General features: G+C 54.2%; 13 protein-coding genes. All 13 read right to left on the minus strand.

From position 1 onward, the window contains the following. Positions 1-55 precede the first annotated feature (55 nt). On the minus strand, positions 56-2,188 hold the full coding sequence (locus CU081_RS23425) for a lysine decarboxylase LdcC (protein WP_022650420.1): 2,133 nt from the start codon (positions 2,186-2,188) through the stop codon (positions 56-58). A 100-nt stretch (positions 2,189-2,288) separates the two neighbouring features. Beyond that, positions 2,289-3,248 (minus strand): acetyl-CoA carboxylase carboxyl transferase subunit alpha, encoded by a 960-nt coding sequence (accA, locus tag CU081_RS23430; protein ID WP_003856154.1) that lies wholly within the window; start codon positions 3,246-3,248, stop codon positions 2,289-2,291. Between the two features lie 12 nt (positions 3,249-3,260). Next, on the minus strand, positions 3,261-6,743 hold the full coding sequence (dnaE, locus tag CU081_RS23435) for a DNA polymerase III subunit alpha (protein ID WP_022650419.1): 3,483 nt from the start codon (positions 6,741-6,743) through the stop codon (positions 3,261-3,263). A 38-nt stretch (positions 6,744-6,781) separates the two neighbouring features. Next, positions 6,782-7,378, minus strand: coding sequence for a ribonuclease HII (gene rnhB / locus CU081_RS23440; RefSeq protein WP_003856158.1), 597 nt, complete (start codon positions 7,376-7,378; stop codon positions 6,782-6,784). Continuing rightward, positions 7,375-8,523, minus strand: a complete 1,149-nt coding sequence (gene lpxB, locus CU081_RS23445) for a lipid-A-disaccharide synthase (RefSeq protein WP_003856161.1) — start codon at positions 8,521-8,523, stop codon at positions 7,375-7,377. Before lpxB ends, rnhB begins: the two co-directional genes overlap by 4 nt. Then, positions 8,523-9,311 carry an acyl-ACP--UDP-N-acetylglucosamine O-acyltransferase gene (gene lpxA / locus CU081_RS23450; RefSeq protein WP_003856164.1) on the minus strand — a complete coding sequence of 263 codons (789 nt, stop codon included), beginning with the start codon at positions 9,309-9,311 and terminating at the stop codon, positions 8,523-8,525. The genes lpxB and lpxA overlap by 1 nt, the downstream gene beginning before the upstream one ends. Before the next feature lie 3 nt (positions 9,312-9,314). Continuing rightward, positions 9,315-9,770 carry a 3-hydroxyacyl-ACP dehydratase FabZ gene (fabZ, locus tag CU081_RS23455; protein ID WP_003856165.1) on the minus strand — a complete coding sequence of 152 codons (456 nt, stop codon included), beginning with the start codon at positions 9,768-9,770 and terminating at the stop codon, positions 9,315-9,317. 104 nt (positions 9,771-9,874) lie between these two features. Beyond that, positions 9,875-10,900, minus strand: a complete 1,026-nt coding sequence (lpxD, locus tag CU081_RS23460; protein ID WP_003856168.1) for a UDP-3-O-(3-hydroxymyristoyl)glucosamine N-acyltransferase — start codon at positions 10,898-10,900, stop codon at positions 9,875-9,877. A gap of 3 nt (positions 10,901-10,903) precedes the next feature. Beyond that, positions 10,904-11,398, minus strand: coding sequence for a molecular chaperone Skp (gene skp, locus CU081_RS23465; protein WP_003856169.1), 495 nt, complete (start codon positions 11,396-11,398; stop codon positions 10,904-10,906). A 123-nt stretch (positions 11,399-11,521) separates the two neighbouring features. Next, positions 11,522-13,939 carry an outer membrane protein assembly factor BamA gene (gene bamA / locus CU081_RS23470; RefSeq protein WP_003856172.1) on the minus strand — a complete coding sequence of 806 codons (2,418 nt, stop codon included), beginning with the start codon at positions 13,937-13,939 and terminating at the stop codon, positions 11,522-11,524. A gap of 31 nt (positions 13,940-13,970) precedes the next feature. Further along, positions 13,971-15,323 carry a sigma E protease regulator RseP gene (rseP, locus tag CU081_RS23475; protein WP_003856174.1) on the minus strand — a complete coding sequence of 451 codons (1,353 nt, stop codon included), beginning with the start codon at positions 15,321-15,323 and terminating at the stop codon, positions 13,971-13,973. A gap of 11 nt (positions 15,324-15,334) precedes the next feature. Next, the gene (gene cdsA, locus CU081_RS23480; RefSeq protein ID WP_003856175.1) at positions 15,335-16,192 is read right to left on the minus strand and encodes a phosphatidate cytidylyltransferase; all 858 of its coding nucleotides are present in this window, start codon (positions 16,190-16,192) and stop codon (positions 15,335-15,337) included. 12 nt (positions 16,193-16,204) lie between these two features. Continuing rightward, entirely contained in the window at positions 16,205-16,963 is a 759-nt protein-coding gene (gene ispU / locus CU081_RS23485; protein ID WP_003856176.1) for a (2E,6E)-farnesyl-diphosphate-specific ditrans,polycis-undecaprenyl-diphosphate synthase, read from the minus strand. Positions 16,964-17,026 lie beyond the last annotated feature (63 nt).

The following is a 17,026-nucleotide window of genomic DNA, read 5'->3' on the forward strand; positions in this document are numbered from 1 at the left end:
TTTATGATGTCCTGAACGTTACAACCGACAACCCGCCCCTGGCAAGCGGCCCCTTTTATTTTAGGACTCTCACCCAGTACACGCCGTTATCGTCGCGTTTCGCGCCATGAATATCCGTTTCAAAGCCGGGATAGTGGCGCCCCACCGAACAGAGCATCAGCAGGAAATCGAGCACCGCCCGGCTCTCCTCAGTGATCATTTCACCCGGCATCAGCAGCGGCACGCCCGGCGGATAAGGCAGGATCATGTTGGCCGATACCCGCCCGACCAGGTTCTCCAGCTCAACGGTTTCAACCTCCCCTTTCACCTGGCGCTGCCACGCCCTGTGCGGCGTCAGCTTCATTTCAGGCAGAACATCAAATGCCTGCAACATCAGGCGCGGCAGATCGTGCTGGCGGATCAGCCTGTGGATCCCCTGGGCCAGATCCTGAATACGCATATTGCGGTAGAAGTCAGGATCTTCCGCGTAGAGATCCGGCAGCATGTTCTTCACCCGCAGGTTCAGATCGTATGCGCGCTTAAACTCCATCAGTCCCCTGAGCAGCCCCATCGCGCGGGTTTTATCGATCCCGATGCTGAACAGGAACAGCAGATTATAGGGGCCGGTTTTCTCCACCACCACGCCGCGCTCATCAAGGAACTTCGCCACCAGCGCTGCCGGGATCCCTTCCTCACCCATCACACCCTGCTCATCCATGCCCGGCGTCAGGATTGTCACCTTAACCGGATCGAGGAACATGTGGTCCGCTTCAGCATCCCGAAAACCGTGCCAGCTCTCCCCCGGCGCGACGGGCCAGCATTCTGCCTCATCAATCTCTTCCGGCTGCCAGATATCAAAGAACCAGCCGTCCGCTTCATCTTTAAGTCGCTGAACCTCTTTTCGGAAATGCAACGCCCGCTCCACCGAACGATTGATCAGGCGTTTACCCGGATTACCGCGCAGCATCGCCGCCGCCGTTTCGATGGACGCCACCAGCGGGTAGCTTGGCGACGTGGTCGTGTGCATCATGAAAGCTTCGTTGAAGGTGTCCTCGTCGTACTCACCCTTGATGTGAATGAGAGACGCCTGGGAAAACGCGGCCAGCATTTTGTGCGTCGACTGCGTTTCGAAGAACACCTTGCCCGGCACCCGCTCGCCGCTCATCCCACTTTTACCCGAGTAAATCGGGTGGAAATTAGTGTAAGGCACCCACGCGGAGTCAAAGTGAATCGACGGCACGTCCAGCGTCTGCTTGATCCAGTTCGTGTTGTAAAGCAGCCCGTCATAGGTGGAGTTGGTGATCACCGCATGCACAGGCCAGCTTGCCTCGGGGATAGCCGCGATCTTATTTTCAATGGCTTCATGCGCGAACTCGCGGCGAGGAATGCCGCCGAGAATACCCAGCGCATTACGCGTAGGCGACAGCCAGAGCGGCACCACGTCGCTCATCATCAGCAAATGCGCCAGTGATTTATGGCAGTTTCGGTCAATCAGCAGCGTACTGCCGGCAGGCGCGGCGTACATCCCGACGATTTTGTTCGAGGTTGAGGTACCGTTGGTCACCATGTAGCTTTGCTCGGCGCCAAAGGTCCGGGCGATGTACTCTTCAGCTTCCAGATGCGGGCCGGTATGATCCAGCAGAGAGCCTAACTCGGTGACCGAAATCGACACGTCCGCCTTCAGCGTGTTACCGCCGAAGAAATCGTAGAACAGGCATCCCACCGGGCTTTTTTGATAGGCCGTTCCCGCCATATGGCCTGGCGTACAGAAGGTGTACTTCCCTTCTTTCACATAGGTGAACAATGCGCGCGTAAACGGCGGTGTGATGTTATCGAGGTATTCACCGGTGTACTGCTGAATGCGGGTCGCAATGTCCTCGGCAACGCCGAGTGAGTATTCGAAGAACCACAGCGCCATACGCATATCGTGCGCACTCACGTCCATGGTCGAGTGAGTGTTGATAAACGCGTACAGCGGAAGATATTCGTTGAGCTTATTGATATCGCTGCACAACTCCATGTCGTATTCGTCCCAGTCGAATATCACGCCACAAATGCGCGGATTGTGTTCGATAAATTTCAGCAGGTCGGCGCTGTTTTGCGGCCAGATCAGCTGGTATCCGCGTGCTTTAAGGGCTTGCTCCAGCTCCTTGATGGGTTCGTCTTTATAAAAGACGCCGTGTGGCCCCATGATGGCAATGATGTTCATGGTTTACCTCCTTGAAAAACATCAGATAAGCATAGTTAAGGTAAACGGCAGGTATAAAAAAAGCCGCAACAATGTGCGGCTTTTAGGATAATTGTGAGGCTTACGCGTAACCGTAGGTCATCAGACGCTGATAACGACGGTTGAGCAGATCTTCTGTGCTCAGCACGTCCAGGTCCGCCAGGTCTGCCAGCAGCTGCGCTTTCAGGGAAGCAGCCATCACTTCCGGCTTACGATGCGCGCCACCCAGCGGTTCAGGGATAACGGTGTCGATCAGCTTCAGCTCTTTCAGACGTGGGGCAATGATGCCCATCGCTTCAGCAGCCAGCGGCGCTTTATCGGCACTTTTCCACAGGATGGAGGCACAGCCTTCCGGAGAGATAACGGAATAGGTACTGTACTGTAGCATATTCACTTTATCGCCCACGCCAATTGCCAGCGCACCGCCGGACCCACCTTCACCGATAACGGTACAGATGACCGGCACTTTCAGGCGAGACATCTCGCGCAGGTTGCGTGCGATGGCTTCAGACTGACCACGCTCTTCGGCACCAACCCCCGGGTAAGCACCCGGCGTGTCGATGAAGGTGATGATTGGCATATTGAAACGCTCAGCCATCTCCATCAGACGCAGGGCCTTACGGTAGCCTTCTGGTGCTGGCATACCGAAGTTACGACGGATTTTCTCTTTGGTTTCACGGCCTTTCTGATGACCAATGATCATCACCGGACGTCCATCCAGACGCGCGATACCGCCGACGATAGCTTTATCGTCAGCGTATGCGCGGTCGCCTGCCAGTTCGTCAAATTCGTCAAACGCCAGGCGGACATAATCCAGGGTGTACGGACGCTGTGGATGTCGCGCCAGCTGGGCGATCTGCCATGCGCCGAGATCGGCAAAGATTTTGCGCGTCAGTTCTACGCTTTTTTCGCGCAGACGATGCACTTCTTCGTCGATGTTAATATCCAGTTTTTCATCCTGACGGCTCACGGCTGTCAGAGAATCGATTTTCGCTTCCAGCTCTGCAATCGGCTGTTCGAAATCAAGGAAATTCAGACTCATAGTATTCCTGTATTAGTCAAACTCCAGTTCCACCTGCTCCGAACCAATGAGGCCACGGAGATCGTTCAGTAAACGATCGCTCGGAGAGACACGCCACGTTGCACCAAAGCGCAACCGCGCGCGTGCATCCGCCCTCTGATAGTAGAGATGTACTGGAATGGTCCCCGAGCGGTGGGGTTCCAGAGACTGACGGAGTCGGTTTAAAAGCTGGTCATCAATTTGCCTGTCCGTCAGCGAGATAGCAAGCCCGCGAGCATATTTTTCCCGGGCTTCGTCAATGTCCATCACTTCGCGGGCGGTCATTTTAAGCCCCCCGCTGAAGTCATCAAAGCTGACCTGTCCGCTGACGATAAGTATGCGGTCTTTTTCCAGCAATTGCTGGTATTTATCCAGCGCGTCGGTGAACAACATCACCTCCAGACGCCCGGAACGGTCATCCAGGGTACAGATGCCGATACGATTGCCGCGCTTGGTGACCATTACCCTTGCAGCAATCACGAGCCCCGCAGCCGTGGTGATTTTACCACGTTCTGTCGGATGCATGTCTTTAAGCCTGTGGCCGCCGACATAGCGCTCAATTTCTTTAAGATACTGGTTGATCGGGTGCCCCGTCAGGTACAGACCTAACGTTTCCCGCTCTCCATCCAGCACTACCTGTTCTGGCCACGGCTGGCAGTTGGAATAGGACTGCTCGATCTGCTCTGGCTCTTCCGCCAGCACGCCGAACATATCCGCCTGGCCAATGGCTTCCGCTTTCGCATGCTGATCGGCCGCCTTCAGCGCATCGCCGAGCGAGTTCATCAGCGCGGCGCGGTGTGGCCCCAGACGGTCAAACGCGCCGGACATGATCAGTTTTTCCAGCACGCGGCGGTTCAGTTTTTTGGTATCGGTACGGGCGCACAGATCGAACAGCTCACGGAAGTAGCCGCCGTTGTTACGCGCTTCAATGATCGCCTCGATCGGCCCCTCACCCACGCCCTTGATCGCGCCGATCCCATAGACGATTTCCCCGTCATCGTTAACGTGAAAATGATACAGGCCCGAGTTAATATCCGGCGGCAGGATCTTCAGCCCCATGCGCCAGCACTCGTCCACCAGGCCAACCACCTTCTCGGTGTTGTCCATATCGGCAGTCATTACCGCTGCCATAAACTCAGCGGGATAGTGAGCTTTCAGCCACAGCGTCTGATACGAAACCAAAGCATAGGCGGCGGAGTGAGATTTGTTAAATCCGTACCCGGCGAATTTCTCCACCAGGTCGAAGATTTTCATCGCCAGTTCGCCATCGATGCCGTTTTTCTTCGCTCCATCTTCAAAGATGGAGCGCTGCTTGGCCATCTCTTCCGGCTTTTTCTTACCCATCGCACGACGCAGCATGTCTGCGCCGCCAAGGGTATAACCCGAAAGTACCTGGGCGATCTGCATCACCTGTTCCTGATACAGGATGATGCCATAGGTTGGCTCCAGTACCGGTTTCAGGCTTTCATGCTGCCACTGCACGTCCGGGTAGGAAATCTCTTCGCGCCCGTGCTTACGGTCGATAAAGTTATCCACCATCCCCGACTGCAACGGCCCCGGACGGAACAGGGCCACCAGCGCGATCATATCTTCGAAGCAGTCTGGTTGCAGACGCTTAATCAAATCTTTCATGCCGCGGGATTCAAGCTGGAAGACGGCTGTCGTCTCCGAGCGTTGCAGCATGTCGAAACTTTTCTTGTCATCAAGCGGGATAGCCGCGATATCCAGCGGCGGTTCGCCGTTCTTCTCGCGACGGGCGTTGATCATCTCCAGCGCCCAGTTGATGATGGTCAGCGTACGCAGGCCGAGGAAGTCAAACTTCACCAGCCCGGCGTATTCCACGTCGTTCTTGTCGAACTGGGTGACCGGATGCTGGCCCGCTTCATCGCAGTACAGCGGCGCGAAGTCGGTGATTTTGGTCGGGGCGATAACCACGCCCCCCGCATGCTTACCGGCGTTACGCGTGACGCCTTCCAGCTTGCGCGCCATGTCGATCAGCGCTTTCACCTCTTCGTCGGCTTCGTAGATTTCCGGCAGCTGAGGTTCGGCTTCAAAGGCTTTCGCCAGGGTCATGCCCGGATCGGGCGGGACCAGCTTAGAGATACGATCGACAAAACCGTACGGGTGGCCCAGAACGCGGCCCACGTCGCGGATAACCGCTTTCGCCGCCATCGTCCCGAAGGTAATGATCTGTGAAACCGCATCACGACCGTACATATCGGCCACGTGCTCAATCACCTGGTCGCGTTTTTCCATGCAGAAGTCGACGTCAAAGTCGGGCATGGAGACACGTTCCGGGTTGAGGAAACGTTCGAACAGCAGGTCGAATTCCAACGGATCGAGGTCGGTGATTTTCAGTGCGTACGCCACCAGCGAGCCGGCACCGGAACCACGGCCCGGGCCTACCGGCACGCCGTTATCCTTCGACCACTGGATGAACTCCATCACGATCAGGAAGTAGCCAGGGAACCCCATCTGGTTGATCACCTGGAGTTCAATATCCAGGCGCTCGTCATATTCAGGACGCTTCTCTTTACGGACCGCTTCATCCGGGAAAAGGAATTCCAGACGCTCTTCCAGACCCTTTTTCGATTTCATGACCAGGAAATCTTCGGTGGTCATGTCGCCCGTCGGGAACTGCGGCAGGAAGTATTCGCCGAGACGCACGGTGACGTTACAGCGCTTGGCAATCTCTACGCTGTTTTCCAGCGCTTCCGGGATGTCCGAGAAAAGCTCACACATCTCCTCTTCGCTGCGCATGTACTGCTGCGATGAGTAGTTGCGCGGGCGTTTCGGATCGTCGAGGGTGAAGCCGTCGTGGATAGCGACGCGAATTTCATGCGCGTCAAAATCGCCCGCCTCAAGGAACCGCACATCGTTGGTGGCCACTACAGGCAGGCCACGCGCTTCCGCCAGGGCGACGGCCGCATGCAGATAGCTCTCTTCGTCCGCACGCCCGGTACGGATCAGCTCCAGGTAATAGCGATCCGGGAAATACTCTTCGTAGAACGAGACGCACTGATCCACCAGCGCGTTGTTACCGCGCAGCAGACATTTGCCGACATCCCCCATACGACCACCGGAGATCAGCAGCAAACCTTCATTCAGCTCTGCCAGCCAGTCGCGGTCAATCCATGGGCCCAGTGCGCCGTAGCCGCGCTGGTAGGCTTTTGAGATCAGCAGAGTGAGGTTCTGATAGCCCGTGTTATTCATGGCTAACACGGAAATTTGCGTCATCTCATCGCCGAGCAGGTCGCTCTGCACATGAAAATCCGCACCGACGATGGGCTTTAATCCTGCGCCATGCGCCGTTCCGTAGAACTTCACCAGGCCACACAGGTTGGTAAAATCGGTGATCGCCAGCGCAGGCATGCCAAGCGAGGCCGCCTTTTTTACCAGCGGCCCGGTCTTTGCCAGCCCATCGATCATGGAGTAGTCGCTATGCACCCGCAGGTGTACGAAACGTGGTTCAGCCATCTTCAAATCCCGCGTTACTTAATTGCTTGCGTCTTGATTCAGGACACCAGTCCCAGCGCGCGTTTCACCGGGCCAAAGCTGCGCCGATGATGTTCAGTTGCGCCATGTTCAGCCAGCTTTTCCAGATGGAAAGCCGTTGGATATCCCTTGTGCTGGGCGAAACCATACGCGGGATAAGTGAGGTCCAGCGCGGCCATTTCAGCATCGCGCGTCACTTTGGCAATGATTGACGCCGCACTGATTTCTGCGACGCGGCTATCGCCTTTAACAACAGCCATGGAAGGCATCGGCAGCGCCGGGCAACGGTTACCGTCGATCAGTACATACTCAGGCACAATCTTCAGGCCCGCAACGGCACGCTGCATCGCCAGCATGGTAGCGTGCAGAATGTTTAGATCGTCAATCTCATGCGGTTCTGCGCGCCCGAGACTCCAGGCCAGCGCTTTCTCTTTAATTTCATCGAACAGCGCTAAACGACGCTTTTCGCTCAGTTTTTTCGAGTCGTTCAGGCCAACGATCGGGCGGGCTGGATCGAGGATCACCGCCGCGGTCACAACGGCACCCACTAACGGGCCACGACCGACTTCATCCACACCGGCAACGAGGTGGGTATGGGGATAAATAAATTCCATCATTGTGCTAACTCCAGCACCGCATCGGCCGCCTGCTCATCAGCATTACAGCGGATCAGTTGATGCAGTTCACGGAACGTATCGTGCATCTGGTGGCTGGTTTTACCGTTGGCCAGCAGCGGCAGCAGCGCATCTGCCAGCGCCTGCGGCTGGCATTCATCCTGCAAGAGCTCTTTCACCAGCTCGCGACCCGCAAGCAGGTTTGGCAGAGATACGTAATCTGTTTTTACCAGACGTTTTGCCAGCCAGAAGGTAAACGGCTTCATGCGATAACCGACCACCATTGGGCATTTTGCCAGCATACACTCCAGCGCAGCCGTGCCGGAAGCCAGCAGTGCGGCATCGCTCGCAAACATGGCTTGCCGCCCTTTTCCGTCCAGCAGGCGGACGTGAAGATCCGGGGCGACGTCGGCTTTGATACGCTCAAACTGCTCCCGGCGTTTGGCATTCACCAGCGGCACGACCACTTCAAGATCGGGGTAAGTCTTGCGAAGAATTTGCGCCGTTTTCAGGAAATCGGCACTGAGCATTTCAACTTCCGCACCCCGGCTTCCTGGCAGCAGCGCCAGACAATGCACATCATGCGGGATGCCCAGTTCGTCACGCGCCGCGTTTTTATCCGGATCCAGTGGCATGGCATCCGCCATGGTATGACCGATAAAACGGCACGGGACATTAAATCTGTCGTAAAACGCTTTTTCGAAAGGCAGAAAAGCCAGCACCAGATTGGTGGACCGTCCGATTTTGAAAACGCGTTTCTGTCGCCACGCCCACACGGATGGGCTGACGTAATGGATCGTTTTGATCCCCTGCTTTTTCAGGTTCCCTTCAAGGGTAATATTGAAATCAGGCGCATCAATGCCGACAAATACATCGGGCTTGAGGTCGGTAAAGCGGCGGGTAAGGTCGGCGCGGATATGCAGCAGGCGACGCAAGCGGCCCAGCACCTCGACGATGCCCATCACAGCCAGCTCTTCCATTTCATACCAGGCTTCGCAGCCTTCGGCCTGCATTAGCGGCCCAGCCACGCCCACAAAGCGGGCATTGGGTACACGGGCTTTAAGCGCGCGGATAAGACCTGCACCAAGAATATCGCCGGAGGTTTCTCCGGCGACCAGGGCGATGGTAAGCGGACGACTGTCGACCATTAACGAATCAGACCACGGGTTGAACGTTCAAAGAATTCCATGAACGTTTTCACTTCAGGGTGCTTATTCGCCAGCTCGGCAATTTCCGGCTTAGCCTCTTCCAGCGTTTTACCGCTACGGTACAGCAATTTGTACGCGTTGCGGATCGCGGTAATCGCTTCGCGGCTGAAGCCACGACGCTTGAGACCTTCAATGTTCACGCCAAACGGCGTGGCATGGTTGCCCTGCGCAATCACAAACGGTGGGACGTCCTGCGCCACACCGGAGCATCCGCCGACCATCACGTGTGCACCAATGATGCAGAACTGATGGACTGCGGTCATGCCGCCAATAATGGCGAAATCATCGACCGATACGTGTCCCGCCAGCGTTGCGTTGTTGGCGAGAATACAGCGGCTCCCCACGGTACAGTCGTGCGCAATGTGCGCATTAACCATAAACAGGTTGTCGCTGCCCACCTTCGTCAATCCACCGCCTTGCGTTGTACCACGATGAATGGTGACGCTTTCGCGAATGCGGTTACGATCGCCGATTTCCACGCGGGTCGGTTCGCCAGCATACTTGAGATCCTGGTTAACTTCGCCGATGGAGGCGAACTGATAGATCTCATTGTTGCAGCCAATGGTGGTATGACCATTCACGACAACGTGAGATTTCAGTACTGTACCCTCACCAATTTCGACATGGGGTCCAACAATACAAAACGGGCCGATGTGGACATTGGCACCAATGATGGCACCCGTTTCCACAATGGCGGTAGGATGAATAAAGGCGGATTTATCAATCACGTATCAGGCCTCCCGGCTACGCGCACACATCATTGTCGCTTCGCAAACAACTTTGCCGTCAACCATAGCTACGCCTTTGAAGCGAGTCAGGCCGCGACGCGTTTTTTCAAAAGTGACTTCCATGATCATTTGATCACCAGGCACGACCGGACGCTTGAAGCGCGCTTCATCGATACCCGCGAAGTAATAGAGTTCACCCGGTTCCAGTTTACCTACGCTTTTAAACGCCAGAATACCGGTAGCCTGTGCCATCGCTTCCAGGATCAATACCCCCGGGAAGATAGGCTTACCAGGGAAGTGCCCCTGGAAGAACGGCTCGTTAACGGAGACATTTTTCACTGCGCGCAGAAAACGACCTTCTTCAAAATCCAGCACACGGTCTACCAGTAAAAACGGATAGCGGTGCGGCAGAAGTTCTAAAATCTCTTCAATATGCAGAGTATGAGTGTCAGTAGTCAAAATACTCTTCCTGTCAAATGTACTAAGTAGCAATAATAACACGGCCTGCCGGTTTATAAACAAAGCCGACAGGCCGGGAAATTTAGCGTTAAACGGATGAACGCTTAGTCTTGTTGATCGATTTTGCGCTCAATCGCTTTGAGTCGCTTGCTCATATCATCAATATTCATCACCAGTGCAGCTGTTTTACGCCAGACCTTGTTCGGTTGCAGCGGAATACCGGAGGAATAAACGCCAGGCTCAGTGATTGGACGCATCACCATGCCCATCCCCGTCACCGTGACTTTGTCGCATATTTCCATATGGCCATTGATCACGCTGGCACCGCCAATCATGCAGTAACGGCCAATTTTCAGGCTGCCTGCCATGATAACACCACCCGCAACTGCGGTATTGTCGCCAATCACAACGTTATGTGCAATCTGGCACTGGTTGTCTATGATAACACCGTTACCAATAATGGTGTCGTCAAGCGCACCGCGGTCGATGGTGGTGCAAGCGCCGATCTCCACACGATCGCCGATAATCACGCGACCCAGCTGAGGGATCTTAACCCAGTTACCCCGATCGTTAGCGTAACCAAATCCGTCAGAACCAATCACCGTGCTGGACTGTACGAGACAATTCTCGCCAATCTCAACCTCATGGTAGACAGAGACATTGGCCCACAGACGAGTCCCTGCGCCAATTTTCGTATTTTTTCCAACAAAGCAGCCTGGGCCAATCACCACGTTATCACCCAGCACGACGCCGGATTCGATAACGGCGTTTGCGCCGACTGATACGTTGTTACCCAGCTGAGCCGTCGGATCAATCGCAGCACTGGCTGCAATGTTCTGTGCCGGCTGCGGCGTGGTATCAAGAATTTGGGCCATGCGCGCATAGGTCAGGTAGGGATTTTTCACTACCAGTGCAGCGCTAGTGGCAAACGGAAGATCGTCCTGCGTCAGAACAACGGCAGACGCCTGGCACTGGGCCAGGTGTTCACGGTACTTAGGGCTTACCATGAAGGTAATAGTGCCTGCTTTAGCAGATTGCATGGACGCAACAGCGGTGATGACGATATCGCCATCACCGTGTAATTCTGCATCCAACTGCTGAGCTAAATCAGCCAGTCGAATTGAAGGCATTACTTATTTAACCTGTTTCAGAACATCAGCGGTGATGTCTTTAACATCGCTGCTGTTGAATGCAACGGCGTTCGAATCAACAACCAGATCGATGCTCTGATCGGCTGCGACTGCTTTAACGGCAGACTGAATACGCGTCACCAGTTTGCCACGCTCTTCGTTAGAACGACGCTGACGATCCTGCTCGAAAGCCTGCGCTTTCTGAGAGAAGGTCTGGCGCTGAGACATGACGTCTTTTTCCAGTTTGCTGCGCTCGCTCGCTTTCATGGTAGAACCATCACGCTGAAGACGCTGCATCTTGGACTGAAGATCACCTTCCATACGTTGCAGTTCGCTCGCACGGCCTTTGAATTCGTTTTCCAGCGTTGCAGAAACACCGGTTTTCTGTGCAACCTGCTGGAACAAATTACCCATGTTGACGATTGCAATTTTATCCGCTGCCTGAGCAGAAGTTGCCATCGCTAAACCGAGACCTGCAGCTAATAACCACTTTTTCACAATTAACTCCTTACCATCCCATTGGCACCCGAGGGGTACCGTTCTTTGCGTGGCAAGGCGATCGTTTTACCGATCGCCGGTTGTCAGCGCTACACTGCCAACGCATTCCATTGCAGCGGATTATTACCAGGTTTTACCAATGTTAAACTGGAACTGCTCCGCTTTGTCTCCATCGTATTTCTTAAACGGCTGGGCGTAAGAGAAGACCAACGGCCCCAGCGGTGACATCCATTGTAATGCGATACCTGCGGACATGCGAATGTTGCTCGGATCGCTGTAGTCCGGAACCCCCGCCGCACGCATCTGGGCGGTGTTCTCCCAGTTGGTGTCCCACACTGTACCTGCATCCATAAAGAAGGAGGTGCGGACAGAGTTTGCGTACTTGTCGCTGATAAACGGCGTAGGCGTGATGAACTCGAGGCTCGCCACGGCCATAGCGTTACCACCTACTGCGTCATCAGAGCTACATACTTGCTTAGGATCACGGCTTGCGCAGTTATCTTCGTCATTACCGCCGTAATAAACCGCTTTCGGACCAATGTTATTGGACTGGAAGCCACGCACGGTGCTTGAACCACCGGCGTAGAAGTTTTCATAGAACGGCAGTTCTTTGCTTCCAATACCGTCACCATAACCCCAACGGGTACGACCCAGAACAACCCACTTGTGATCTTCATCAATTGGGAAGTAGGACGCCGTATCCAGCGTGACCTTGTAGAACTCGTTATCCGAGCCCGGGATAGTCACTTTACCGTTCAGGTTGACACGTGAACCTTCCGTCGGGAAGTAGCCACGGTCAAGACGGTTGTAGGTCCAACCGTAGTTGAAGGTGAAGTCATCCGCGGCGAAACCGTTGTCATCGCTGGACGTACTCGCCGACTGACCGATGGAGTCCAGGTAACGCCACATCGCCACCTGCGGTTGCATGTTGGACAGGTCGTTATGCACGTACCCTAAACCTGCGCGCAGGGTGTTGTATTCGTTAACCGGGAAGCCGAGCGTACCATCCAGACCGTAACTCTTGTTGGTATACGAGGAGAGGTCCGCGTCATCCGCTTTAAAGTCGTTATAGAAGATACGACCGCCCAGGCTTACACCGTCAACGGTGAAGTATGGGTTGGTAACAGAGAACTCAGAGTAGGTCTGGTAGTCGTTTTTCGTCCCGTTGATACCGACAGAGTAGCCCGTACCCAGCCAGTTATCCTGCTGAACACCGACCTGGAAGCTCACGCCACTTTCAGTACCGTAACCAATACCGAAGTTGAAGCTACCGGTATTACGTTCTTTAACTTTATAAACAACATCAACCTGATCCGGACGACCTGGTACACGCTGAGTATCGGTATCGACCGTTTCGAAATAGCCCAGACGGTTCAGACGCTCTTTACCCTGGTCTACCAGATCGCTTCCCAGCCATGCCCCTTCCATCTGGCGCATTTCACGGCGCAGAACGGAGTCTTTAGAGGTATCGTTACCTTCGAAGCGGATCTTACGCACATAGAAACGGTTGCCCGCATCAACGTTAACGTGCAGCTTAACGGTTTTATCCGTGTCGTTAATTTCCGGCTGCGTTTGCACACGCGGATACGCATAACCATAACGGCCGAGCAGCTTCTTAATGCTGTCTTCCATTTTGGTGACTTTAGATCCGCTGTACAGATCGCCCGGCTGAATTTTGGTCAGAGATTCAATTTCAGCTGAATGTCCTGCCAGGTTGCCGCTGACTTCAACACCTGAAAGCGTGTACTTATCGCCTTCAGTGATGTTAACGGTAATGTAGATACCTTTCTTGTCCGGAGTCAGACTCACCTGAGTTGAATCGATGTTGAAACGGGCGTAACCGCGATCCAGATAGTAGCTGCGCAGGGTTTCAAGGTCACCCGCCAGTTTCTGTTTCTGGTATTTACGATCGCCTACCACGTTCCACCACGGCACTTCGTCACGCAGCTGGAAGTTGGAGATCAGTTCGTCGGTGCTGAACGCGTGGTTACCCACGATGTTGATCTGCTGGATCTTCGCAGAAACACCTTCCTGGAAGACCAGTTTCAGGTCAACACGGTTACGTGGCAGCGGTGTAACAACCGCTTTAACGCTCGCACTGTATTTACCGACGCTGTAGTAGAAATCTTCCAGACCTTTTTCAATGTCTGCAAGGGTTGTGCGGTCCAGAGATTCCCCCACACGAACACCCGATGCCTCAAGGTTCTGCTTGAGCATGTCGTCTTTCACCGATTTGTTACCGGAGAAAGTGATGCTGGCAATCGTTGGACGTTCTTTTACCTGAACCACCAGCGTATCACCATCGCGCAGGACGCGGACGTCCTCAAAGTTGCCAGTGGCAAACAGAGCACGGATGGTGTTACTGATATCTTCATCATTAACCGTATCGCCGGGGCGCACAGGCATACTGAGGAGGGCCGCACCAACGGCGACACGCTGAAGGCCTTCGAAATGAATATCTTTCACTACGAACCCGTCAGCACCGTATACGGTCGCGCTGCTAAACAGCAGCGACGCTATGAGCAACTTTTTCATCGCCATCGTTATTATGCGTTCTTCCTAACTAACTCTCTTACAACCGAGAGAAATCATTGAAAAGTGCAAGCCCCATTAACAGCACCAGCAAAATCGAGCCAATGCGATAACTAAAGTCTTGAACTCGCTCGGATACCGGTCCGCCTTTTAGCTTTTCAATCGCTAAAAACAGCAGATGGCCCCCATCTAATACGGGAAGCGGGAACAGGTTGATTATCCCCAGGTTCACGCTAATCAGCGCAAGGAACATGAGATAGTAAATCACCCCGAACTCCGCTGACATCCCAGCCCCCTGAGCAATCGAAATTGGCCCACTGAGGTTGTTCAGTTTCACATCACCGGTTATCAATTTCCCCAACATGTTGACCGTAAGCTTCATCAGCTGCCATGTTTTATCCGTGGCCTCAACGATGGCGCTAAACGGCCCATACTGGCGTATTGTCTTGTACTCATCTGGCAGTGGGATCACTTTCGGCACAACGCCTGCAAACCCTTCCGCCTTACCGCCGCCCGATTTGGTATCCGGGGTGAGAGTCAGTGAGAGCGAACTCCCCTGCCTTTCCACTTCCAGCGCGAGCGGCTTGCCTGGATTATCGCGCACCAGAGTAACAAAGGTCATCCATTGTGTTAATGGCTGACCATCGACTTTAACGATCCTGTCACCCGCTTGTAAACCTGCTTTACTCGCTGCCGATTTGGCCTGTACTTCGGCTAATACCGGCTCGATCTGCGCGCCGCGCGGTCGAATCCCGAGTGCGGCGACAGGGTCCTCTTTGTCTGGCTCAAAGCGCCAGTGGCGTAAATCCAGCACTTTTTCCTGCCGCTGGTCGGAACCAAATGGCGATACGCTGACGGTTGTCTGCTCATCACCAATTTTGGCAACCAGTTGTAACCTCACGGCATCCCAATCAGGGGTTTCGATACCATCAATCGCTTTAAGTTCCATTCCCGGTGTAATTTGCGCCGTTGCCGCAATAGAACCCGTAGTGATTTCGCCCACGACCGGGCGCACGCCAGGCACGCCGATGATAAACACCAGCCAGTAGGCGAAGATAGCGAAGATGAAATTGGCTACCGGGCCGGCAGCGATGATGGCAGCACGTTGTCCAACAGTTTTATTGTTAAACGCGCGATGGCGAAGTTCCGGGGCGACAGGCTCAACGCGTTCGTCGAGCATTTTGACATAGCCGCCCAGGGGAATCAGAGCAATGACAAACTCGGTGCCATGCTTATCGGTACGCTTCCAGAGCGATTTGCCAAAGCCAATCGAGAATCGCTCCACCCGCACACCACAGCGCCGGGCAACCCAGAAATGGCCAAATTCATGCACGGTAATCAGTACACCCAGTGCAACAATGAACGCCGCCAGATTCCAGAGAATGCTCAGCATAAAACCTTCCGTTATATCGTCCCAAACACCAGTAAAAGCAGGCAAGCAAATACAGGAACAGCCGCGGTAAGGCTGTCAATGCGATCCAGTATTCCGCCATGTCCTGGAATCAGGTGACCACTGTCCTTAATCCCTGCTTCACGCTTAAACATACTCTCGGTTAAATCACCCAGCACCGATGCCAGCGCCGCGAAAATCGAACATACCAGCAGCGTGGAGGGGGCAACCTCAAGATTCGCCCAGACGCCATAGCCCCAGGAGATAATCGCTGCCGTAAACAGGCCGCCAATGAAGCCTTGCCAGGTTTTGCCCGGAGAAACCTTTGGCGCCAGTTTATGTTTGCCGAACAGTTTACCAAACATATAGGCCCCGGAGTCAGCCCCCCAGACGAGAATCATCACATAAAGCAGCCATATCGCGCCGCTGTAGTGGTTTTCGTCATAGTGCCAGGCGCGCAGCGCAACCATCCCCCAGAAAAAGGGAACAATCGTGAGCAGACCAAAAATAAGGCGCAACACTTTAGAGTTACGCCAGATCGCCGCAGAGCCCGGATAGAAAAGCACTAAAACAAGCGCAGCAATCCACCAGGCCAGCGATATCCATAAGGATCCGGCAACCAGCGGCTGGTGAACATCGTGATGATATTCAGGCAAGGTATACAGCATCAGGGCCAGTAAAAAACCACAGAGTACCGCCAGCCATACCCGCTGAGTGCGCGAGGTAAAGCCGCTAAGCTGCCCCCATTCCCACGCGGCGAGCATACACACCACCAGCGTAACAATAGCGAATCCCACCGGAGGCAGTAAAAACAGCGCTGCGATGACGACGGGTATTAATACAAAAGCGGAAATCAGGCGATACTTCAGCAAAAGCTACCCCCATCAGGCGTTATCGCCACCAGGCTCGGTGCCGCCGAAACGACGCTCTCGATTGGCAAAGGCATGCAGCGCACCTTCAAAGTCTTGTTCATCAAAATCTGGCCAAAGAACATCCGTAAAGTAAAGTTCGGCGTAGGCAATTTGCCACAGCAAAAAGTTACTAATGCGATGCTCCCCCCCTGTCCTTATAACCAAATCCACGGGTGCCAGTTCATTCATGCAGATTTGCTGACTCAGCGCCTCTTCATCAATCTGGTCGGGTCTTAACAGCCCTTCCTGAACCTGCTCAGCCAGATGCCGAACCCCCTGGATAATATCCCAGCGTCCGCCGTAATTCGCCGCGATATTGAGCGTCAGGCCGGTATTATTTTCCGTCAGCGCTTCTGCTTTGCGAATCCGTTCCTGCAAACGTGAGTTAAAACGACTGGTTTCGCCAATAATACGCAAGCGGACGTTGTGGCGGTGCAGGCTTTTTACTTCGCTATCGAGCGCCCACACGAACAGTTCCATCAACGCAGTCACTTCCTGCGCAGGTCGATTCCAGTTCTCACTGCTAAAAGCATAGAGCGTTAACGCATCAATGCCGTTATTGGCGGCAAAAGAAACGGCGCGGCGAACAGATTTCGCCCCAGCTTTATGCCCAAAGGCTCGTATCTTCCCTTGTCTTTTCGCCCAGCGGCCATTGCCATCCATGATGATTGCAACATGGCGACAGCCATGTGCTGGCAAGTTTTCGCTTATTGGTTGATTCGCAGACAACATAACGCGTTTTTAGTCCCTGAAAGGATTTAACGGTACACAGGAATACTGAAGCCTATACATAAA

The sequence above is a fragment of the Enterobacter sp. CRENT-193 genome, assembly GCF_002787395.1.
GTDB lineage: Bacteria > Pseudomonadota > Gammaproteobacteria > Enterobacterales > Enterobacteriaceae > Enterobacter > Enterobacter hormaechei_C.